Annotated in this window: 23 protein-coding genes; 15 read left to right on the top strand and 8 right to left on the bottom strand. The window is 66.1% G+C overall.

What is annotated here, in order from left to right; genetic code table 11:
• Nucleotides 1-172: 172 nt before the first annotated feature.
• From gstA to ACK4HJ_RS08975, 4 genes are all read right to left on the bottom strand, one after another.
• Nucleotides 173-781: a glutathione transferase GstA gene (gene gstA, locus ACK4HJ_RS08960; protein ID WP_409830115.1), complete on the bottom strand. Its 609-nt coding sequence runs from the start codon at nt 779-781 to the stop codon at nt 173-175.
• 286 nt (nt 782-1,067) lie between these two features.
• Nucleotides 1,068-1,844 (bottom strand): class II aldolase/adducin family protein, encoded by a 777-nt coding sequence (locus tag ACK4HJ_RS08965; RefSeq protein WP_409830118.1) that lies wholly within the window; start codon nt 1,842-1,844, stop codon nt 1,068-1,070.
• 208 nt (nt 1,845-2,052) lie between these two features.
• Entirely contained in the window at nt 2,053-2,514 is a 462-nt protein-coding gene (locus tag ACK4HJ_RS08970; protein ID WP_409830121.1) for a carboxymuconolactone decarboxylase family protein, read from the bottom strand.
• A gap of 147 nt (nt 2,515-2,661) precedes the next feature.
• Entirely contained in the window at nt 2,662-3,609 is a 948-nt protein-coding gene (locus ACK4HJ_RS08975; protein ID WP_409830124.1) for an RNA polymerase sigma-70 factor, read from the bottom strand.
• A 148-nt stretch (nt 3,610-3,757) separates the two neighbouring features.
• On the opposite strand from ACK4HJ_RS08975, the gene ACK4HJ_RS08980 reads away from it, so the two are divergent.
• Both ACK4HJ_RS08980 and ACK4HJ_RS08985 read left to right on the top strand, forming a co-directional pair.
• A complete protein-coding gene (locus ACK4HJ_RS08980) occupies nt 3,758-4,156 on the top strand; it encodes a DUF4087 domain-containing protein (protein ID WP_409830125.1) in 399 nt (132 codons plus the stop codon).
• Nucleotides 4,157-4,269: 113 nt separating this feature from the next.
• The gene (locus ACK4HJ_RS08985; protein ID WP_409830128.1) at nt 4,270-4,638 is read left to right on the top strand and encodes a VOC family protein; all 369 of its coding nucleotides are present in this window, start codon (nt 4,270-4,272) and stop codon (nt 4,636-4,638) included.
• Between the two features lie 41 nt (nt 4,639-4,679).
• Here the strand turns inward: ACK4HJ_RS08985 and ACK4HJ_RS08990 are convergent, their stop codons facing one another.
• The 4 genes from ACK4HJ_RS08990 to ACK4HJ_RS09005 all read right to left on the bottom strand — a co-directional run bounded on the left by ACK4HJ_RS08990 (nt 4,680) and on the right by ACK4HJ_RS09005 (nt 6,959).
• On the bottom strand, nt 4,680-4,958 hold the full coding sequence (locus tag ACK4HJ_RS08990) for a YkgJ family cysteine cluster protein (protein ID WP_409830131.1): 279 nt from the start codon (nt 4,956-4,958) through the stop codon (nt 4,680-4,682).
• 80 nt (nt 4,959-5,038) lie between these two features.
• On the bottom strand, nt 5,039-5,659 hold the full coding sequence (locus tag ACK4HJ_RS08995) for an NADPH-dependent FMN reductase (RefSeq protein ID WP_409830134.1): 621 nt from the start codon (nt 5,657-5,659) through the stop codon (nt 5,039-5,041).
• A gap of 113 nt (nt 5,660-5,772) precedes the next feature.
• A complete protein-coding gene (locus ACK4HJ_RS09000; RefSeq protein ID WP_409830136.1) occupies nt 5,773-6,303 on the bottom strand; it encodes an anthrone oxygenase family protein in 531 nt (176 codons plus the stop codon).
• Between the two features lie 56 nt (nt 6,304-6,359).
• Nucleotides 6,360-6,959, bottom strand: coding sequence for a Crp/Fnr family transcriptional regulator (locus tag ACK4HJ_RS09005; RefSeq protein WP_409830139.1), 600 nt, complete (start codon nt 6,957-6,959; stop codon nt 6,360-6,362).
• A gap of 419 nt (nt 6,960-7,378) precedes the next feature.
• On the opposite strand from ACK4HJ_RS09005, the gene mnmG reads away from it, so the two are divergent.
• From mnmG to ACK4HJ_RS09070, 13 genes are all read left to right on the top strand, one after another.
• A complete protein-coding gene (mnmG, locus tag ACK4HJ_RS09010) occupies nt 7,379-9,364 on the top strand; it encodes a tRNA uridine-5-carboxymethylaminomethyl(34) synthesis enzyme MnmG (protein WP_409830141.1) in 1,986 nt (661 codons plus the stop codon).
• A gap of 2 nt (nt 9,365-9,366) precedes the next feature.
• The gene (gene rsmG, locus ACK4HJ_RS09015) at nt 9,367-10,047 is read left to right on the top strand and encodes a 16S rRNA (guanine(527)-N(7))-methyltransferase RsmG (protein ID WP_409830521.1); all 681 of its coding nucleotides are present in this window, start codon (nt 9,367-9,369) and stop codon (nt 10,045-10,047) included.
• A 118-nt stretch (nt 10,048-10,165) separates the two neighbouring features.
• Nucleotides 10,166-10,780, top strand: coding sequence for a LysE family transporter (locus ACK4HJ_RS09020; RefSeq protein ID WP_409830144.1), 615 nt, complete (start codon nt 10,166-10,168; stop codon nt 10,778-10,780).
• A gap of 24 nt (nt 10,781-10,804) precedes the next feature.
• Entirely contained in the window at nt 10,805-11,617 is an 813-nt protein-coding gene (locus ACK4HJ_RS09025; RefSeq protein WP_409830146.1) for a ParA family protein, read from the top strand.
• Between the two features lie 34 nt (nt 11,618-11,651).
• Nucleotides 11,652-12,191 (top strand): RBBP9/YdeN family alpha/beta hydrolase, encoded by a 540-nt coding sequence (locus ACK4HJ_RS09030; protein WP_409830149.1) that lies wholly within the window; start codon nt 11,652-11,654, stop codon nt 12,189-12,191.
• 10 nt (nt 12,192-12,201) lie between these two features.
• Nucleotides 12,202-13,119 (top strand): ParB/RepB/Spo0J family partition protein, encoded by a 918-nt coding sequence (locus ACK4HJ_RS09035; RefSeq protein WP_409830152.1) that lies wholly within the window; start codon nt 12,202-12,204, stop codon nt 13,117-13,119.
• Between the two features lie 238 nt (nt 13,120-13,357).
• A complete protein-coding gene (locus ACK4HJ_RS09040; RefSeq protein WP_409830155.1) occupies nt 13,358-14,716 on the top strand; it encodes a hypothetical protein in 1,359 nt (452 codons plus the stop codon).
• Nucleotides 14,717-14,732: 16 nt separating this feature from the next.
• A complete protein-coding gene (locus ACK4HJ_RS09045) occupies nt 14,733-15,494 on the top strand; it encodes a class I SAM-dependent methyltransferase (protein WP_409830158.1) in 762 nt (253 codons plus the stop codon).
• A 409-nt stretch (nt 15,495-15,903) separates the two neighbouring features.
• Nucleotides 15,904-17,460 carry a COG3014 family protein gene (locus ACK4HJ_RS09050; RefSeq protein ID WP_409830161.1) on the top strand — a complete coding sequence of 519 codons (1,557 nt, stop codon included), beginning with the start codon at nt 15,904-15,906 and terminating at the stop codon, nt 17,458-17,460.
• 107 nt (nt 17,461-17,567) lie between these two features.
• Complete coding sequence (locus tag ACK4HJ_RS09055; protein ID WP_409830164.1) at nt 17,568-17,984, top strand: YcfL family protein; 417 nt, start codon at nt 17,568-17,570, stop codon at nt 17,982-17,984.
• A gap of 35 nt (nt 17,985-18,019) precedes the next feature.
• Complete coding sequence (gene lpoB, locus ACK4HJ_RS09060) at nt 18,020-18,634, top strand: penicillin-binding protein activator LpoB (RefSeq protein WP_409830167.1); 615 nt, start codon at nt 18,020-18,022, stop codon at nt 18,632-18,634.
• Between the two features lie 198 nt (nt 18,635-18,832).
• Nucleotides 18,833-19,795, top strand: a complete 963-nt coding sequence (locus tag ACK4HJ_RS09065; RefSeq protein ID WP_409830169.1) for a hypothetical protein — start codon at nt 18,833-18,835, stop codon at nt 19,793-19,795.
• Between the two features lie 67 nt (nt 19,796-19,862).
• On the top strand, nt 19,863-20,813 hold the full coding sequence (locus ACK4HJ_RS09070) for an alpha/beta fold hydrolase (RefSeq protein WP_409830172.1): 951 nt from the start codon (nt 19,863-19,865) through the stop codon (nt 20,811-20,813).
• The last annotated feature ends 41 nt before the right edge of the window (nt 20,814-20,854 follow it).

Below are 20,854 nucleotides of genomic sequence, written 5' to 3' on the forward strand. Positions count from 1 at the left end.
TGCGCTCGTTGTGCTTGCCCGCAAGCTCTTGCGTGTGGCTTTCTCACTGTTCAAACAGCACGTCCTGTTCGATCCTGCGTTGGTCGCTGTCAGAACTTGACGAAAGCCATAGAACCTCAGCGTGAACGGGTTTTGGCTTTCTGTCTGGGTCCGTGGTCCGTGGCCGCGGGAGTTACTTCAACAGGCCCTCGGCCTTCATCGCTTCCTGCACAGCGGGGCGCGCAACCACGCGCTCACGGTAGGCCGTCAGGTTGGCCAGGCCCGAAATGTCCACGTTGGTGGGCTTGGCCCAGTTGGTCACGGTGAACAGGTAGCCGTCGGCCACGGTGAACTGGTCGCCCATCAGGTACTGCTTGCCTTCGAGCTGGCTGTCCACCCACTGCAGGCGCTGCAGCAGGCTTTCGCGCACGATGGGCTTGTAGTCCTCGGGGGTGTTGGGTTTGAACAGGGGGCTGAAACCCTTGTGGATTTCGGTGCCGATGAAGGTGAGCCACTCTTGCAGGCGGTAGCGCTGCAGGCTGCCGTTTTGCGGCGCCAGCATTTTCAGGGGCACCTGGTCGGCGATGTACTGCACGATGGCCGGGCCTTCGCGCAGGCGGGTGCCGTCGTCCAGCTCCAGCAGCGGCACGTAGCCCAGGGGGTTGATGGTGTAGTAGTCGGTGCCGTCCTGCAGCTTGTGGCTCTTGGTGCTGGCCAGCACGGGGGTGAAGGCCAGGCCCGCCTCGCGCAGGGCGATGTGGGGCGAGAGCGAGCAGGCGCCGGGGGAGTAGTACAGCTTCATGGCAGGTCCTTGCGTTGGTGAAACACGTGAAGAAGTTTCGAACCTGCCGATGCTATGCGCTGCGCCGCTTTTCTGCTCGCGTCCCCCGTTGGGCGGGATGCGGGGGGTGGAAACTGGCGCGGTCCAAGCCAGTGCCGCCGTGCAAGGGCCGCCCCGCCGCGCGGGCGGCGTCCCCCCTTGGGGGCTGAGGGCCGCGGCTCCAAGCCTGCCTGCGCAGGCTTGGACGTGACCGAAGAGCTGGCGCCTCTGGCGGCGGCACCGAGACGCCGAAGGCGACACAGGGGGGTCAAGTGTCGTAACCGGGCGCTTCCCGCTGCACCTTGCGCAGCAGCGCGGGCCAGGCGAATGCGCCGCCCAGTCCGCCCGTCTGCACGCGCATGGCCTGGGCCACGCCGCTCACGATCTGCGGATTCACCTCGGTCAGCGCGCCGCCGGCCTGGGCGTCGATCTGGATACGGCAGGTGTTCTCGAAGGTGTACATCGACAGGAAGGCATCCGCAATCGTCTTGCCTACGGTGAGCAGCCCGTGGTTGCGCAGCATGAGGAAGTTGGCCTGCCCCAGGTCGGCCTGCAGGCGCGGCTTTTCCTCGTCGCGGAAGGCCACGCCCTCGTAGTCGTGGTACGCCAGCGAGCCCAGCACGAACGTGCTCTGCTGGCTGATGGGCAGCACGCCGCACTGCTGGGCGCTCACGGCTACGCCGGCGCGGGTGTGGGTGTGCAGCACGCAGCTGGCTTCAGGCCGGGCCTCGTGCACGGCGCTGTGGATGACAAAACCCGCGGGGTTCACCGGGAAGGGCGAGTCGTGCAGCTTGTTGCACTGCATGTCCACCTTGATCAGGCTGGAGGCCGTGATCTCCTCGAACATCAGGCCATACGGGTTGATGAGGAAATGGTGCTCGCCAGGCCCTGCCACCGACTCGGGCAGCTTGGCGCTGATGTGCGTGAAGACCATGTCGCTGAAACCGTACAGCGCCACCAGCCGGTAGCAGGCGGCCAGGTCGCAGCGCAGCTGCCATTCTTCGGGGCTGACGCTGTCTTGCATCGGGGGGATGCTGAGGTGCATAGGGTGTCTCCGTGATAGTTAGACCTCCGTCCGCGAATGCGGAAGGGGTTGGAGACCCCACTGTAGGCCGGCGTGGCCCGCGGGACTGTCAGGCAGGCTACACAGGCGGGGCGCTTGCCTTGAGGGAGTGCCAGAGCCTGTGTTTCATCAAAAATCATAGCTGCTAGCGCTTGTTGGATAAGCGCCAGAGCCACTTTTTGCCTGAATATTAGACGGCGGGCTTTTGCGGAATCGGTGCGCGCATGCCGGCATTCACCAGGTTCCAGCCGTTGATGACGGCGATGGCAAAGCCCAGTTCGGTGATCTCGGCATCGCTGAACACGGCCTGCAGCTTCGCGAACTCTTCGTCGCTGGCATCGCTGTGCGGCGTGGCTGTCAGGATTTCGGCCCAGCGCAGCGCGGCGCGCTCACGCTCGCTGAAGAACGGCGCCTCGCGCCAGCCGGCCACGGCGTTGAGGTGGCGCGGCTCCACGCCTTCTTTCACCAGCACGTGCCAGTGCATGTCCATGCAGTAGGCGCAGCCGTTGATTTGCGACACGCGCAGAAATACCAACTCGGCCAGGCGCGTGCCCAGCGGGCCTTTCTTGATGGTCTCGGACAGGTTCACCAGGCCCATGAAGGCCTTGGAAGACAGCTGGTGGTAGGGCAGGCGGGCGGTGTGCTGGGACATGGAAAACTCCTGAAAGGGTGAAAGAAAACAAGCTGCTCTGGAAGAAGCCGCAGCGAATGGGCTGCTGCTGCCTTCCATACCCATCAAGACGGGGCGCGGTGCGCGGATGTGACAGATTGGCCCGCAAAAACCCTTGCTTCTTTGCCCTCAGCGTTCGTCCAGCACCGCTGGAACCCCAATCAGTTTGTCCGGGTTGCGTACGGCATAGATGGCGACGATGTGCTCGCCTTCCATCACGAACGCCTGTGCGGAGTCGAGGCGGCCATTGGCGTAGTACAGCAGGCCCGGCTCGCCATTGATGAGGGCCATGCGGTAGGCCAGCTGCGCGCCCAGGCGGCGGTGCTGCGCCCAGTACAGCATGGCAATGCGAAAACGCCCCACCAGCGGTTTGGGGAACGAGGCCACCTTGCCACCACCATCGCCAATCAGCTGCGCGTCTTCGCTCAGCAGCGATTCGATGGCGCTGCGGTCGCCGCTTTTCGCGGCCAGCATGAAGCGCTGCAGCAGTTGGCGGTGCACCGCGCGCGGCACCTCAAAGCGGGTGCGCGCCTGCTGCACGCGCTCGCTCGCGCGGTGCACCATCTGGCGGCAGGCGGCTTCGGTCTTGCCCAGCTGGGCGGCGATCTCGGGGTAGTCGTAGTCGAACACCTGGCGCAGCAAAAAGGCCGCACGTTCCTCGGGGCCCAGGCGCTCCAGCACATACAGAAAGGCTACCGACAGCTCGCCCGCCAGCTCGGCGGCTGCCTCGGGCGTATGGTGGTGTTGCGCATCGCCAGTGATGGGGTCCTGCAGCTGTACCAGCGGCTCGGGCAGCCACCAGCCCACATAGGCCTCACGCTCGGCCTTGAGCGCGCGCAGCCGGTCGATGGACAGCCGCGTGACCACGGTCACCAGCCAGGCCTCGGCCGACTGCAGCGCTGTCGGGTCCTGGCGGCTCCAGCGCAGCCAGGCGTCCTGCAGCACATCTTCGGCATCGGCGCGCACGCCCAGCATGCGGTAGGCAATACCAAAGAGGCGGGGGCGTAGGGAGGTGAAGGGGTCGGCGGGGGTGGGCGGCGTGGTGTCGTGCATGGCGGTGTCGTGGAGTGTGCGCATTTTTGCGTGAGAACACGGCGATGAACCAAGACGGTCGGCCTCGGCGCGCTGTGACAGTCGGGAGTAGATGCTTTTGATTTGATAGCTATCAGCGCTTGCTGTATAAGCGCCAGAGCCATATTTCATTCAAAAATTCGAGGGAAAAGCCATGTCACCGTTGTCCTGCATTCGCCGCGCCTTTCGCGTGCTGGGCGCCGCGCTGCTTGCCGGGACCGCCGCGGTGTCGGCAGCGCAAGACCCCGCGCCCACCGTGCCGCTGGAAAACCGCTGCGGCTGGTTCCACAACCCCACTCCCAACAACGCCACCCTGACCGACCGCGACGGGGAATGGGTGGTTTCGATGCAAGGCGGGCACAGCGCAGAAGGCGATTGGCCGGTGTTCACCGACGCGCAGTGGGTGAAGACCAACCGAACCTACGGCCACGGCTGCGCGTGCATGCAGGTGGTGGTGAGCCGGGGTGACGAGCCGCGTGTGCTGCGCATTGCGTCGGCTACAGCCAAGCCACTAAAGGCATGTCGACAAGACCGGGCTCTGCCCAAGCCGTGAGAGCTGACCGGGCAGGGCTTGGCGTGCTTGCCATGCGGCCAGCCTTCGGCGAGCATGCTGTGCGCGTCTTTGGCTTTATTTGCTTTTGCCGTTTTTTCACCCCAGGAGCCCCCATGCCCCACGCTCTGAACTGGTTCGAGATTCCCGTGACCGACTTTGCCCGCGCCAAGACCTTCTATGAGACGGTGCTGGGCATCAGCATTGCGCCCATGGCCATGGGCCCGACCATGATGGGCATGTTGTCCACCGACCCCGAGGCCGTGGGCGGTGCCATTGTGCAGGGCGAGGGCGGCGTGCCTTCACAGAACGGAACCATGGTGTACCTGAACGGCGGCGATGACCTGGCTCCCCTGCTGGCGCGTGTGGCGCAGGCCGGTGGCCAGGTGGTGGTGCCCAAGACGGCGATTGGTAGTGACTTCGGGTTCTTTGCCCACTTTGTGGACACCGAGGGCAACAAGGTAGGTCTGCACTCGATGAAGTAGCAGTCACCTACCTGGTCAGGCGGCAAGAGGAGGAAGACCGGCTATGCCACCGGTTCGCCCACACTTCCCGGTTGAGTCAGTCGCTCCAGCCGCGTCAGATACACCAGCGCTTGCTCGTTGCTGGCGCCGCACATTTCCATGGAAGGCGTCAACCCGCCGCACACCGCCGGGCGATCAGGCTGCCCAAAAATAAGGCAGCGCGCATCGTCCCCCAGCTGGATGCAGCGCACCCCCGCCGGTTTGCCCTGGGGCATGCCCGGGATGGGCGAGCTGATGGAAGGGGCGGTGCAGCAGGCGCCGCAGCCGGGGCGGCAGTCCATGGGTATTTGCTCTTTTTTATATAGCTATCAGGGTATACGGGGCGAGCGTAAAGGCCTGTTTTGGCCCTTGTTTTTTGCGCTCACTGGCCTGTGGCCGCTTCAGCATTCAGTCGGGCCGATGCCCACAGCACCTGGTCCACCACGGCGCGCACGCGGTCGCGGTGGGTTTGCTGGATGAGGGCGCCGCTGTCGTCAAACGCGCTGCCCGCCGAGCCCAGCGCAAACGCCTTGGGCGCGAGCCAGCATTCGGCATTGATCAGCAGGGGTGCCAGGTGGCTTTGCGAGCGCAGGCCGCCCAGGGCGCCGGGCGAGGCGCTGAGCATGCCCACCACCTTGCCGCGAAAGCTCTTGCCGCCGTCCTGCCAGTCGGGGTTGCCTTTGACGGGGCTGGAGGCCCAGTCGATGGTGTTCTTGAGCAGGGCGGTGTAGCTGCCGTTGTACTCGGGCGAGCAGATCACCCAGGCCGGGTGCTGCCACAGGATTTCCTTGAGGCGGACCACGTCGGCGGGTGTGCCCTGGGCTTCGAGGTCGGCGTTGTACAGCGGGATGTCGAAGTCCGAGAGCTCCAGCAGCGTGACGCTGGCACCCGCATCGCGCGCGATGGCAGCGGTGGCATGGGCCAGTTTGCGGTTGAAGGATTGCTGGCGCGTGCTGCCGGCAAAGACGAGGAGGGAGGAGGAGGGGGTGGTGGTGTTGGGCATGGTGCCTGCGATTGAATCACAGGCGGGCGGCAGGAATCCTGCATGCGGGGAGCGCGGTGCGGTTTTTTGGCTCGGTGCTGCGCGGGGGATGACGGCGGCCACCGCTGACCACGTCAGCCCGGCATGCGGCGACCGGCTAGGCGCCCCACCAGCGTGCCCAGCGCCGCCGCAAAACATCCCAGGCTGAACCAGGCCCGCCACAGGTTGGCGGCATTCCACTGGTCGCGCACGCGGCTCCAGTCGGCGGGCAGGGCCTGGGGGTTCCAGGCTTCTGTCGTGTAGTTCAGGGGCAGGTTGACCTGCTGGGTGAAGAACACGATGCCCAGCAGGTAGGCCACACCGACCAGGGCCAGCAGGCGCCACCACAGCCTGCGGTGTTCACGCCAGGCCGTGCCTATGGCGAGCGCACACCACAAGGGCGGGCCAAAGAACAGACCAAAGAACAAGGCGTGCCGCACGTTGCGGTTGAAAGCGGACTGTACTGTGGCGTAGGTGGCGCCGTCCATCTGCAACATTGCCAGGTTGACGTTGGCGCTATAGGTGCCGGAAAACCCGGCCATGAGGCCGAGCCAGAGCACAGCGAGTGTGTGGGGGATCAGGGCGAGCGGGGCGGGCGTGGGGTTGGCACGTAGGGCAGTTGTCATGGGCGCGGGCATTTGGTGAGATGCCCGCAGTCTGCCGATGAGCCGCCCCCAGCGCCTTATCCTTTGATAAGCCCCATCTCACTGCGCAGGCGCGACAGCGACACATCGGTCACGCCCAGATAGGACGCGAGATGCCTGAGTGCGATGCGTTCGGACCAGTCCGGGTGCTGCTCCATCAAGCGGGCGTAGCGCTGGCGGGCGCTGAGCTGCAGGAACTCCTGCTCGCGCTGCATCTTGCCGTCGAGCAGCGCGCACAGTACCCGGTGCTCCAGCGCGGCCCAGGGTGCCCAGCCCGCGCTGGGCAGCGGCTCACCTGAATCGACGGGCAAGGGCAGCGCCCACACCACACTGTCTTCCAATGGTTCCACGTGAAACATCACCGGCTGCTGGCGCAGTGAGGGGGTGATGGGCCAGCACAGGGCGCTGTCCAAAAAGAAGTTCTTGTTGGACTCGGCCCCGTCGCGGTCCAGGTAGTACAGCCGCAGCGCGCCGCGCTCCACCCACCACAGGTGCCGCCAGTGTTCGCCTGCACGCAGCAGGGGCTGGCCGCGCTCCAGCACGCGCCGCTCGGCGTGTGCCCACCAGGCCTCAATGGCTGGGGGCGGGGCGCCAAGCAACTCGGTCAGGAAGAGGGTGAGGGGGCTAGGGCGTGTCATCAATCAATCCCCCCACGCGCTGGCCCCGCAATGCGGATGGATGCGCGAAGCGGGGCGCAGCCCATAGTCAGCTATGGGCAAGCCACGCGACAAAGCAGACGCCGCATTGCGGGGCCAGCCCGAAGGGAAAACCATCCAGGCCGCGCATTGCGTCGTTGCCCTTCGCTTGTGTAGCGGGGCTACACGGCACTCAGGGCGCCTAGCACTGCACGGCCTGGATGGCTTTCGCATGGGGGGATTGATTGATGACACGCCCTAGAAACAGACACGGCCTGCGCAAAGTGGGAAAATCGCGGGTTGCCTGCTGGGGCGCCAAGTGCGCCCGCCACCAGCAGAGCCGGTATGCGGCGCCTTTGACAGGGTGCCTGCGCGCGCCGGGTGTTTTGATTATCGGGCCCGCCAGGCCCCGGAGTGTCCCCATGTTGTATCCCCAGGAATTTGATGTGATCGTTGTCGGCGGTGGCCATGCAGGCACCGAGGCCGCGCTGGCCGCTGCGCGCATGGGCAGCAAAACGCTGCTGCTGACCCACAACATCGAGACGCTGGGGCAGATGAGCTGTAACCCCAGCATCGGTGGCATCGGCAAGGGCCACCTGGTGAAAGAGGTGGATGCGCTCGGCGGCGCCATGGCGCTGGCCACCGACGAGGGCGGCATCCAGTTCCGCATTCTCAACAGCTCCAAAGGCCCTGCGGTGCGTGCTACGCGGGCGCAGGCCGACCGCATTCTGTACAAGGCCGCCATCCGCCGCATGCTGGAGAACCAGCCCAACCTCTGGTTGTTCCAACAGGCGGTGGACGACCTGATGGTGGAGGGCGACCGCGTGGTGGGCGCCGTGACGCAGGTGGGCATCCGTTTCCGCAGCCGCACCGTGGTGCTGACGGCGGGCACCTTTCTGGACGGCAAGATCCATGTGGGCCTGAACAACTACGCGGCGGGCCGGGCAGGGGACCCACCGGCGGTGTCGCTGTCGGCGCGCCTGAAGGAGCTGAAGCTGCCCCAAGGGCGCCTGAAGACCGGCACGCCACCGCGCATTGATGGGCGCAGCATTGACTTCTCAAAGTGCACCGAGCAACCCGGCGACGGCATGCCCGGCGGCGTGAACGAGGGCACGGTGCCCGTGTTCAGCTTCATGGGCCATGCGGCCATGCACCCCCAGCAGGTGCCTTGCTGGATCACCCATACCAACGAGCGCACGCACGAGATCATCCGCAGCGGCTTTGACCGCAGCCCCATGTTCACCGGCAAGATCGAGGGCGTGGGCCCGCGCTACTGCCCGAGCGTGGAAGACAAGATCAACCGCTTTGCGGACAAGGACAGCCACCAGATCTTTCTGGAGCCCGAAGGCCTGACCACGCACGAGTACTACCCCAACGGCATTTCCACTAGCCTGCCGTTCGACATCCAGTACGACCTGGTGCGCAGCATGCCGGGGCTGGAGAACGCGCACATCCTGCGCCCCGGCTATGCCATTGAGTACGACTACTTCGACCCCCGCTCGCTCAAGAGCAGTTTCGAGACCCGCCAGATCCAGGGCCTGTTCTTCGCCGGGCAGATCAATGGCACCACCGGTTATGAAGAGGCGGCGGCCCAGGGCCTGTTCGCCGGCATCAACGCCGCGCTGCAGTGCCGGGGCGATGCGCCCTGGCTGCCTGGCCGGGACGAGGCCTACCTGGGCGTGCTGGTGGATGACCTCATCACCAAGGGTGTGACCGAGCCTTACCGCATGTTCACCAGCCGGGCCGAGTTCCGCCTGCAGCTGCGCGAAGACAACGCGGACATGCGCCTGACGGAAGTGGGGCGCCAGATGGGCCTGGTGGACGATGCGCGCTGGGATGCGTTCAGTCGCAAACGTGATGCGGTTTCACGTGAAACAGAGCGCCTGAAAGCCACCTGGGTGAACCCGCGCAACCTGCCAGCGGCGGAATCCGAGCGCGTGCTGGGCAAGAGCATCGAGCATGAATACAACCTGTTCGAACTGCTGCGCCGCCCCGATGTGAGCTACGCCAACCTGGTATCGATGGACGGTGGCAAGTACACATCGGCCGATGTTTCACGTGAAACCCTGGGCGACCTGAGCGCACCAGTGCTGGAGCAGGTGGAGATTGCGGCCAAGTACGCGGGCTATATCGACCGCCAGAAGGGTGAGGTGGAGCGCGCTGCGCACTTTGAGAAGCTGCGCCTGCCGCCCGACCTGGACTACATGCAGGTCACGGCCTTGAGCATCGAGGCGCGCCAGGTGCTCAATCGTCACCGGCCCGAGACCCTGGGTCATGCCTCGCGCATCACGGGCATCACGCCCGCGTCGATTTCGCTGCTGATGGTGCATTTGAAGAAGGGCGGGTTCAAGGAGTTCGCCGTGGCACCGGCAACGCCCACCAAGGCAGAAGGCGAAGTGGCGGCATGACGATGGCGGTGAACAGCAACAACGACAGCCTGCGCCAGCAACTGCAAGCCGGGGCCGACGCCCTGGCGCTGGGCCTGAGCGACGCACAGGTCGGGCTGTTGATGGACTTCTTGGCGCTGCTGCAGAAGTGGAATAAGGTCTACAACCTGACCGCCGTGCGCGACCCGCAGGAGATGCTGACCCACCACTTGCTCGACAGTTTGGCTGCCGTAGCACCGCTGCGCAGGCATGTGGCAGGCCTGCAGCAGGGTGGTGCGGTGGCAGCGGTGAAGCTGCTGGATGTCGGGTCGGGCGGTGGTCTGCCCGGCGTGGTGTTTGCCATCTGCTGCCCCGACGTGGATGTGAGCTGCGTGGACACCGTGGGCAAGAAGGCCGCGTTCATCCAGCAGGCAGCGGTGGCGCTCAAGCTGCGCAACCTGCACGGCGTGCATGCGCGGGTCGAGACGCTGACCACGCCGTTCGACCTCATCAGCTGCCGCGCGTTTGCCTCGTTGCCAGACTTTGTGATCTGGTCGCGCAGCGCACTGGCCGCGGCCCACGGAGTATGGTTGGCCATGAAGGGCAAACACCCCGAGGACGAAATTGCCGCGCTGCCTGCGGATGTGGCGGTGTTTCACGTGGAACAGCTTACGGTGCCGGGCCTGGATGCCGAGCGTTGCATCGTCTGGATGAAGCCCGCCTGATCACCCGGACCACCGGGCTGCCGACTTTTCGGCAGCCGAAGCAGGGGGCTCGCGTAAACTCGGCTGCTCACCCGGGTGCATCTTTGCACCGCACCCTCCCCGCGCACCAGGAGAAACCATGTTCGGCATCGCAGACTACGGCGCCTTTGTCGCTGCCATCGTGTTGTTCCTGCTCATCCCAGGCCCTGGAAATCTGGCGCTCATCACCTCCACCAGCAAGGGCGGCATCCGGGGTGGTTTGGCTGCCACCATGGGTATGATCGCGGGTGACCAGGTGCTGATGTGGGCGGCGGTGGCTGGGGTGGCCACGCTGCTGGCCACGTACCCGGCGGCCTTCAACGCCGTGCAGTGGCTGGGCGCGGCCTATCTCGCGTGGCTTGGTTTCAAGATGGTCACGGCCAAGCCGGGCGCCCAGCCCATCCTGAACATCGAGCCGCGCCACTACTTCAAGCAGGCCGGGCTCATCACCTTGCTCAACCCCAAGGCCATCGTGTTCTACATGGCGTTCTTCCCCCTGTTCGTGGACCCTGCCCGCCACCAGGGCATGCTGACCTTCGGCGTGATGGCCGCCACCATTGCCGCGCTGACTTTTGCCTACGGGCTGATCGTGGTGCTGCTAACCCACCGCCTGGCCGAGCGCATGCGCGCCAACCCCCGCATCAGCCGCACACTGGAAAAGCTGGCCGGCGTGTTCCTGGTCGGCTTTGGCATCAAGCTGGCCATCTCCAAATAAAACCCCACCGACTGCAGCATCCACATGGCCAAGATTTTTTGCGTTGCCAATCAAAAAGGTGGGGTGGGCAAGACCACCACCACCGTCAACCTTGCTGCGGGTCTGGCCAAGATCGGCCAGCGCGTGCTGATGGTGGACCTGGACCCGCAGGGCAACGCCACCATGGGCTCGGGCGTGGACAAGCGCAGCCTCGACCTCACGGTGTACGACGTGCTGCTCGAATCCGCCTCGGTGAAAGAGGCGGCCGTGCTGTCGGACAAATGTGGCTACTGGGTGCTGGGCGCCAACCGCGAACTGGCGGGCGCCGAGGTGGAGCTGGTGACGCTGGAGCATCGTGAAAAGCGCCTCAAGGCCGCGCTGGCCGAGGCGGATGCCGACTTCGACTTCGTGCTCATCGACTGCCCGCCGTCGCTCTCCATGCTCACCCTCAACGGCCTGTGCAGCGCCCACGGCGTGATCGTGCCCATGCAGTGCGAATACTTTGCGCTCGAAGGGCTCACGGACCTGGTCAACACCATCAAGCAGGTGCACGCCAACCTCAATGCCGACCTGCAGATCATCGGCCTGCTGCGCGTGATGTTCGACCCGCGCATCACGCTGCAGCAGCAGGTGAGCGACCAGCTCAAGGGCCACTTTGGCGACAAGGTGTTTAACAGCGTGATCCCTCGCAATGTGCGCCTGGCCGAGGCGCCCAGCTACGGGCTGCCCGGCGTGGTGTTCGACCCGCTGGCCAAGGGCAGCCAGGCGTTTGTGGAATTTGCGCAAGAGATGGTGGACCGCGTGCAGACCATGCCCGCTGCGGCCGCTTCAATGGCAAAAATGGCCTCTAGCGCTTGATGGATAAGCGCTGACAGCTATTAAATTGAGAGTAATGAGCCCCTCCAACATCCTCCTGCTGCCCGGCTGGCAGAACTCTGGCCCCGACCATTGGCAAAGCCGTTGGGAGGCCACGCACGGCTACCAGCGCGTGGAGCAGCACGACTGGATGCGCCCGCTGCGCGGCGACTGGTCCGCGCGTCTGGAAGAAACCGTCGCCGATGCTGACGGCCCTGTGGTGCTGGTAGCCCACAGCCTGGGCTGCATCCTTACGGCTTGGTGGGCGGCGCACACTCGCCACGCGAGCAAGGTGCGCGGTGCGCTATTGGTGGCGCCGGGTAATGTGGAGCGGCCCGACCTGGCTGCGCAGATCCACGGCTGGGCACCCATAGCGCGCCAGCCGCTGCCATTCCCGGCCGTGCTGGTGGGCAGCCGCAACGACCCGTACTGCAGCTTCGAGCGTGCAGAGGGCATGGCGCAGGCCTGGGGCGCGCGTTTCATCGACTATGGCGATCGGGGCCATATCAATGCCGAGTCAGGCCTGGGCGATTGGCCGGAAGGCCAGGCGCTGCTGCACACCCTTTTGAACGATTGAGAAAAACAACATGGTCACCAAAAAACCCAAGGGCCTCGGCCGCGGCCTGGAAGCTCTGCTGGGCCCCAAGGTCGAAGACAAAGTGGAACAGGCCCAGGCCGCCGAAGCGGGCCTGCCCAGCAGCCTGCCACTGAGCGAACTGGTGCCGGGGGTGTACCAGCCGCGCACGCGCATGGACGAAGGCGCGCTGTACGAGCTGGCCGAATCCATCAAGGCCCAGGGCATCATGCAGCCCATCCTGGTGCGGCGGCTCACGGGCGGGGAGCACGTGGGCAAGTACGAAATCATTGCGGGCGAGCGGCGCTTTCGCGCCTCGCGCCTGGCGGGCCTGGCCGATGTGCCGGTGCTGGTGCGCGATGTGCCCGACGAGTCGGCAGCCGCCATGGCGCTCATCGAAAACATCCAGCGCGAAGACCTGAACCCGCTGGAAGAAGCCCAGGGCCTGCAGCGCCTGGTGCGCGAATTTGGCCTCACGCACGAGCTGGCCGCGCAGGCCGTGGGCCGCTCGCGCAGCGCTGCCAGCAACCTGCTGCGCCTCTTGAACCTGGCCGAGCCGGTGCAGACCATGCTGATGGCGGGCGACATCGACATGGGCCACGCGCGTGCGCTGCTGGCGCTGGACCGCGCCGCGCAGATCACGGCGGGCAACCAGATCGCGGCCAAGAAGCTGTCGGTGCGCGAGGCCGAGGCGCTGGTGAAAAAGCTCAGCGCCGAGTTCAGCCTGGTGCCGCAAAAGCCCAAGAAGGAAAAGTCGCGCGACCTGAAGCGCGTGGAAGAAGAACTCTCGGACCTGCTCATGGCCGAGGTCGAGGTGCGCGTCAAAAAACGCGTCAAGCGCAACGGCCGGGTGGAGGACATGGGCGAGCTGGCGATCCAGTTCGGGTCGCTGGAGGCGCTCAACGGCCTGATCGACCGCCTGCGCGGCTGACCCGCTCATCGCTCCGGGGCGCGGCGTTGTCGCCGCGCAAGACGGCGTGAAATAGCGCACACAAACGGTTTCCACAAGTAACTTGCACGGGCAAAATGCGTCCTTGCGGGGCCTACACTGCGCTGCGTTCAACACACCCGGGTTGACCGCAAGGCCTCTTCACAGGGCGGCGATGAAGCCGCTTTGCGGCCCACGATGGTTTGCCGGGTGATCCATGTATCTCCTGGAACCAGACCCGATGACAACCTCTTTGCGCTATCTGACCCCCGCGTGCCTGGCCGTTGGCCTGAGCATCGCCAGCCTGGGCGCCCAGGCCCAGAACACCAAGACCCCCAAGGTACAGCTGTGGATGGACCTGTCCACCGGCACCATGGCCGGCATGCCCGAGATGGACAGCCTGCCCGGTGGCGGCGGCATGCTCGGCGGCCTCATGGGGGGCATGGGTGGCGGCGCAGCGCCGGGCATGGGGGGCGGCAACAACACGTCGTACGGCAACGCCCGCGCCATGTCCATCATGCCGCCGCGGGTCATCGACATCGCCTTGCACAACAGCCTGCGCCCCGGTGTCGAGGCCAGCCAGTCCATTCCGCCCGGCATGCGCATGGGCGAATCCCTGCCGCTGATCCCGCCGCGTGCCCAGCCCACGCAGACCGAGCCGGGCGAAGTGCCGCGTGAGTACCAGCAACAGCAGCCCAAGGGCCGCATCCTGCTGTACTGGGGCTGCGGTAGCGCGGTGCGTGCGGGCCAGCCCCGCGTGATCGATCTCGCACGTGCCAAGCCCTCCGACTACGCCCAGGCCTTCGCGGGCCGCGCCGTGCCCGACCGGGGCCCGCGCGTGGGCCCGGCCTATGCGCTGTACCCCAACGAACGCAACCAGGTCAGCCTGTCGCGGGACAGCTCGGTGGTGGGCGAGCACCAGGTGCGTGGCGACGGCGTGCCGGCCTCTATGAAATTTACCCTGGGCGCGGCGCAGGACCTGATGCCCGCCATCGACCTGCGCACCACCGGCAAGCCGCAGGACAGCATGGGCACCAGCTGGCAGCCCGTGCGCAATGCGCGCGCCTATTACCTGCACGCCATGTCGCAAAGCGGGGACGACCTCATCATGTGGTCCAGCGCCGAGACGCCCGACACTGGCATGGGCCTGTTCGACTACCTCTCGCCCGCCACCATCGACCGCTGGCTGAAGGAGCGTGTGCTGCTGCAGCCCGAAACCACGCAGTGCGCCATCCCCCAGGGCATCTTTGCGGGCGGCGGGCGCGATGCCACGCCCATGCTGCGCATGATGGCCTATGGCGGCGAAAGCCACATCGTGCACCCTCCGCGCCCGTTCGACCCCAAGGCCGCGTGGGAGCCTGAATGGTCGGTGCGCGTGCGTGTGAAGTCGCACACCATGGCTATGCTGGGTGAAGAGATGCAGGGCGCGCGGGGCGGCATGGGGTCCCCAGGTGCGGGCGGCAGCAACGCGGGCAGCGCCCCGTACAGCAGCGGTATGTCCGGCGGCCAGCCGCCGCAAGGCGAGGGTGCGGATAGCGGCAGTGCGCTTGGCAACGTGGTCAACCCCGTCAACGTCTTGCGCGGCCTGTTCGGCCGCTGAACGAGGCCGCGTCCTTATGGTCCTGCGCCTGCCCTGGCCCTTGCCCGCGCTGCTGGCATGGGGCGGCGCGTGGCTGATGTTCGTGCTGTTGCAGCGGGCTGTGTCGCCCGTAGCGGCGCTGCTGATGGGGTGCCTGCTGAGCACGGCGGCCAGCGTGATGGGCGGCAGCAGCTGGTGGCGCAGGGGTTTGATCGCCGTGGGGTTTCCGTTGTCGCTGGCGCTGCTGGGGGCTGCCAGCCTGCCGACCTGGGCCTGGCTGGTGCCGCTGGCGCTGCTGCTGCTGGTCTACCCGCTCAATGCCTGGCGCGACGCGCCGCTGTTTCCCACCCCGCGCCACGCGCTGCAGGCCCTGGCGGTGCAGGCGCCTCTGCCGCTGGGCGCCCGGGTGCTGGATGCCGGCTGCGGCGTGGGCGACGGCCTCAAGGCGCTGCGCCATGCCTATCCGTCGGCACAGCTGGACGGGGTGGAGTGGAGTTGGCCGCTGCGCCTGCTGTGCGCGCTGCGCTGTCCCTGGGCCCATGTGCGGCGCGGCGACATGTGGGCGGCCGACTGGAGTGCCTACCGCATGGTCTACCTCTTCCAGCGGCCTGAAAGTATGGCTCGCGCTGCCGCCAAGGCCCAGGCCGAACTGGCGCCGGGTGCCTGGCTCGTCAGCCTGGAATTTGCCGTGCCGGGCGTGCTGCCCAGCGCGCAGCTGCGCGCGCCTGGCGGCCGGGTGGTGTGGCTGTATCGCATGCCGCTCAACCGCGTGGCCGAACGCCAGGGCGGCCAAGACTGACCGGCTTGGCTCAGGAGTGTCCCATGTGCTACCCCGCGCCGGCCATCCCGTCAACCCGACCGCCCGGTGATCGCACGGTGTTGTTTGTGAGAGTATGTTTCTGCGCGCCTTGGCGGTTACAGAAAAGATACAAGCTTTTGCTACATTGCCGCGCTGGCTACAAAACCACACAGAAGAACCAAGAAATTCACAGCCAGAGGGGGTTGCCCGCAGCACACGCACGCGCCAGGAGGGGACGCACGGGCTGTTCGCGCCACCTTGATCCGGTTCCCGTTGTCCAGCGCAGGCTGCCGTTGCCGTGCGCGCAGATGCTCCATCTTTACCCGGGCGCTGCGCGGCGGCGCCGCGGCGCGCTCGGTTGGGGCCGGGGTTTTCTGATGCGCAACCGACCGACCTGCAAGGAGCATTCATGACCACCGCCCACCCATCTCGTTTTCGCCCGCGCCTGCTGTGGGCGCTGGCGCTGAGCGCTGCCTTGACCGGCTGCGCCACCATGCAAAGTCACGACAAGGTGGCTACCGACATGCAGACGGCCGGCCGCACGGGGGGCATCCCCGCTGCGCTGGCCAGCCTGGAAAGCACTGCCAAGACCGAAGAGGAAAAAACCGCGCTGCTCTACAACATGGAACGTGGCGAGCTGCTGCGCATGGACCGCCGCTATGCGGACAGCACCAATGCCTTCCTGCTGGCCGACATCAAGGTCAAGGAATGGGAAGAAACCGCCAAGACCAACCCCAGCAAGCTGATGGGCACCGTGGGCGCGGCGCTCATCAGCGAGCGGCTGAAGGTGTATGAAGGCCAGGATTATGAAAAAGTGTGGTTGACCACGCGCCTGGCCCTCAACCGCATGGCGGCCAACGATTTCGAAAACGCCCGCGTGGACATCAAGCGCACCCACGAGCGCGAGGCCATCATTGCCGAATTCCGCGCCAAGGAGACGCTGGCCGCTGAAGAAGAGGCCAAGTCCAAGGGCGCGACATCGGGCGGCAAGGAACTCAATGGTTATCCCGTCGAGACCCTCAACGACCCTGAAGTGCTGGCCCTCAAGAACGGCTATTCCAACGCGCTCAGCCACTACCTGGCCGGCTTCTTGTACGAAATGCTCAACGAGCCCGGCCTGGCTGCACCGGGCTACCGCAAGGCCATCGAGCTCAAGCCCGACACCCCCATCCTCGAAGAAGGCCTGCGCGGCCTGGACACCCGCACCGGCTTCACCTGGAAGCGCCGCCAGCGCATGACCGACGTGCTGTTCATTGTGGAAGCGGGCGACGCCCCCGCGCGCAAGCCCAAGGCCTTCACGCTGCCCGTGCCCACGGGCCGCGGCATGGTCACGGCGAGCATCTCCTATCCCGTGATCGAGCCCTCCACCGACCCGCTGCTGACCACGCTGTCGGCGGCCGGCACCGACTTCAAGCTGGAGAAGGTGGTGGACGTGAACGTGATGGCACGCCGCGCCCTCAAGGACGAAATGCCCGGCATGGTGCTGCGCGGCTTCACCCGCGCCGTGGCCAAGGGTGTGATGCAGAACGAGCTGCAAAAGCGCGGCGGCCTGATCGGCGGCATCATCGGCGCGGCCGCTTCGGTGGCTACCGAACAGGCCGACGACCGCATGTGGCGCATGCTGCCCGGCCGCGTGTACGTGGCCCGCGGCTACCTGCCCCCGGGCGAGCACACCATCAGCATCAACGGTCGCCAGCTGCCCCTGCCTGTGAAGGTGGACGGCCAGTACGCCCTGGTGCCGCTGCGCATGTATGAGAACAGCGTACTGACCGGCGATGTGGCCATGCTGGGCCAGTTGCCCACGGTGGCGGCCGTCGAGCCGCCCGCACCGCCTGTGCCCGCCGTGACAACGACGACCCGCACCACGCGCAACACGCGCGCCGTGCCCCGCACGGCAGTGAAGCCCGCCGTTGCCAAGCCTGCCGCGACACCTGCTGCCGCGCCAGCCACCGGCGCAAAGAAATGAGTTGATAGCCATACCACTGCGGTCGCATCAGTAGTGGAGCTCAGCAAAGAGAAAAAAGACAACCGAACGAACCTTGTATGCCAAGAATTTTGGAAGGAGCCTTGGGCATGAGAACGCAATGGACTTTGACGGCGTCTGCCGCCGCAGCAGCGGTGGTGTCGGCCGCCCTGATGACCCTGTCTGCGGGCGCTGCCGCCCAGCAGCACGACCCGGCCACCCCGCTGGCTGTGGCCTCCAAGGTGGCGCTGCGTGGTGAAGCCAACAGCATCGCCGTGCGCGAGATGCGCATTGTGCGCAAGAACGACATCCTCACGGTGCAGGCCGACATGGCCAACATGGGCCGCACCGACCGCACCGTGTTCTACCGCTTCAAGTGGCTGGATAACGTGGGCAACCAGGTGGGCGATGGCGAGTCCTGGAAGCAGATGAGCGTGCTGGGCCTGGGGCAGCAGACGGTGAAGAGCGTGGCGCCCACTTCGGCGGCCATCGATTTGCGCCTGGAAATGAACGTAGAACCGCGCTGATGGACAACGCCACAGTGCCGACCGGAGAAAACAACATGCAACGCAACACCCTTTCGCGCAGCGCGCTCATTGTGGCCTTTGCCGCCAGCACCCTGGCGCTTTCGGCCTGCCAGAACCTGTCGTCGCCCACCGTGCGTTTTGACCGCCAGGTCAACTACGGCGATGCCAAGGCCGTCGAGCTGGTGACCAACGAGTTCGGCTCCACCGACCTGCAGATGATTGCCGAGAAGATGACGGGCGGCTTGCTCGAAACCGGCATCTTCCAGGGGCGTCCCACGGTGACGATCTCCACGGTGAAGAACAAGACCAGCGAGTACATCGACACCACCAACGTGATGAACTCCATCCAGACCTCGCTGGTCAAGTCGGGCAAGGTGCGCTTTGTGCGTTCGATCAACGAGATGCAGGCCGGCGTGGACGAGCTGCAGCGCCAGAACCAGAGCGGCTTGTACAAGCAGGGCACCACCGCCAAGGTCGGCCAGATGACCGCCGCCAAGTACAGCATGGAAGGCGAGCTGACCAGCATCGTCAAGCAGAACAACACGACCAAGGACGTGTACTACAAGTTCACGCTCAAGCTGTTTGATGTGCAGGAAGGCACGATCGAGTGGCAGGACGAGAAGGAAATTCGCAAGACCAGCAAGCGCTGAAGCAGGACATCCCCCTGAGGCGCTGCGCGCCTTCCCCCTTCTCTCGGCTTCGCCGGGAAGGGGGACGACGCCCTCGCTGCGGGGCGGCCCTTGCTCGGCGTCCCTCGCCTTGGGGCGCGCCAGTTTTTCCCGGCATGAGCCGCTGCTTGGGCCGGTCGATTGATTCATGAATTCCCGTTAGCTCACAAGGAGCATCACATGCAACGCAGAACCACATTGCACACGGCCCTGGCCGTGATCGCGGCCACCACGCTGGCCTGGGGCACAGGCGCGCAGGCGCAGCAGCCCGGCGCCGCGCCCAAGATCGCCGTGACCGACCTGGCCTACGCCCAGCGCGTGTCCGAATACTTCATGGCTGGCACCTACCAGCGCAGCAGCCAGATGAGCGCCAGCGGCCAGGCCAGTGGCAGCCACAGCCATGGCATGTACGGCGGTGGCGGATCGCACTCGGGCAGCCATTCCATGCAGGCCTCCGAGCAGGCCAGCGGCACCTACGTGGCCGGGCGCTACAGCTACATCGAGCAGCGCGAGCTTGGCGGCTACACCAACGACATCAAGGGCGCCATCCTGCAGGGCACCTACTTCCGCCTGGTGCAGGGCAAGGGCTTTGATGCCGGCAAGCCCCAGCCCAGCAAGGCCGAGCAGGTGCTCAACCAGGTGCAGGGCGGCAAGATGGCCACGCCCCAGGCGCAGCCCCAGGTGGCCGATGTGATCAGCCGCATCAAGAAGGGCGAGTTCAACGGCGCCGACTACGTGCTGTTCGGCGTGGTGTCCAGCATCGACTTCACCGATGCGCTCTCGCCGCTGCAAGGCACCACCAGCGCCACGCGCCAGTACGGCTTGCAGCTGCTGGCCGACTTCTCGCTCATCAACACCAAGACCTACGAGATCAAGGCCGCGTTCTCTGCCCAGGGCGAGGGCAACGACACCAAGATCCTGTCGGTCCGTGGCGACATCGCCCCGCCCAACCGCGCCAAGGTGATGCGCGAAACCTCGCTGTCGCTGGCGCAGGACGTCTACCAGCAGCTCGCTACGCAGCTGGGCTACACCGATGCCCATCTGGCGCGCGGCGTGCGCCCGCCGGTTGTGTACCAGCAGGGCGGCCAGCCCATGCCCATGCCGCAGCCCCAGCAGCCTGAGCAGGTGCTGATCCTCAAGTGATCATGCAGCCTGGCACGCAGTGACGCAGCGGTTTGCCGCCACAACACGGCACCCCAAGGCCAGCTCCGTGCTGGCCTTTTTTGTGGCCTCTGTTGCGGTCTTTGCCGCGTTGTGCGGCTGCGCTGCAGCGCCACCGATAGTGCAGACACAGCCTCCCGCAGAGGCGTTCACGCTCCGACCCCTGCCAGGGGCGGATGGCGCCACCGTCCCGGCCCTGCAGCGGGCCCAACGCACGGCGCCACTGCGCTACCGGGTGATCGTGGTCCCGGGCTCTGGCTGCGCGGGCATGGGGCCGGTGGCCGACCGCTACTTTGCAGGACTGCTGCATGCGCAGGTACTGGTGCTGCACAAACCGTGGGTGGATCCGCAGGCCCGCACCGCCCCTGCGGATTGCACGCGAAGCTTTGTGGGGCAGGACCGGCATTCCCCCTGGCTTGCACACGCCCGCGCCGCGCTGCGCGCCGACGCCGCGCAGCGCACCTGGCAGCCAGCGGTGCCGCAACTTTTGGTGGGTATCTCCGAAGGCGCTGAACTGGTGCCCGCGCTGGCCCTCGAGGTGCCGCACCTCGCGGGGCTGGTGCTGTTGTCTGCCAGTGGGCTTGACCCGCGGGAAGCCGGTGCGCTGCAGGCCCTCCGCAGGGGTGTAGAAGCCGACTGGACAGCGCTGGGGCAGGTGGTGCACGGCGCACCGCACGACAGCGTGGTGCTGCAGGGCCGCAGCCTGGGGTACTGGCGTGATTTGTGGAACTGGCAGCTGGCGCTGCCGCTGCTGCAAGGGCCCTGGCCAGTGCTGCAGGTGTGGGGCAGCGACGACGAATTGGTGCCCCCGGAAGCCTATGAACGCTTCGCCCAACTGGCTGCAGGGCGTACGGCACCCTTTTGCTCGCGGCGCATGAGCGGCGCGGACCATGGCCTGCAGCGCCCCGCGGCGGGCATTGACGGTATTCAGCAGGTGTGGGCGTGGACGGAACAATGGGCGCGCAAGCCGCAAGCCGGGTTGTGTGGGGCACTGCCTTGACCGCCGCGTGGTCACGGGCCCGCCTCACCTGGTATCTGGAA

Origin of the sequence: Acidovorax sp. (assembly GCF_046294525.1) — a bacterium.
Classification (GTDB): Bacteria; Pseudomonadota; Gammaproteobacteria; order Burkholderiales; family Burkholderiaceae_C; genus Acidovorax.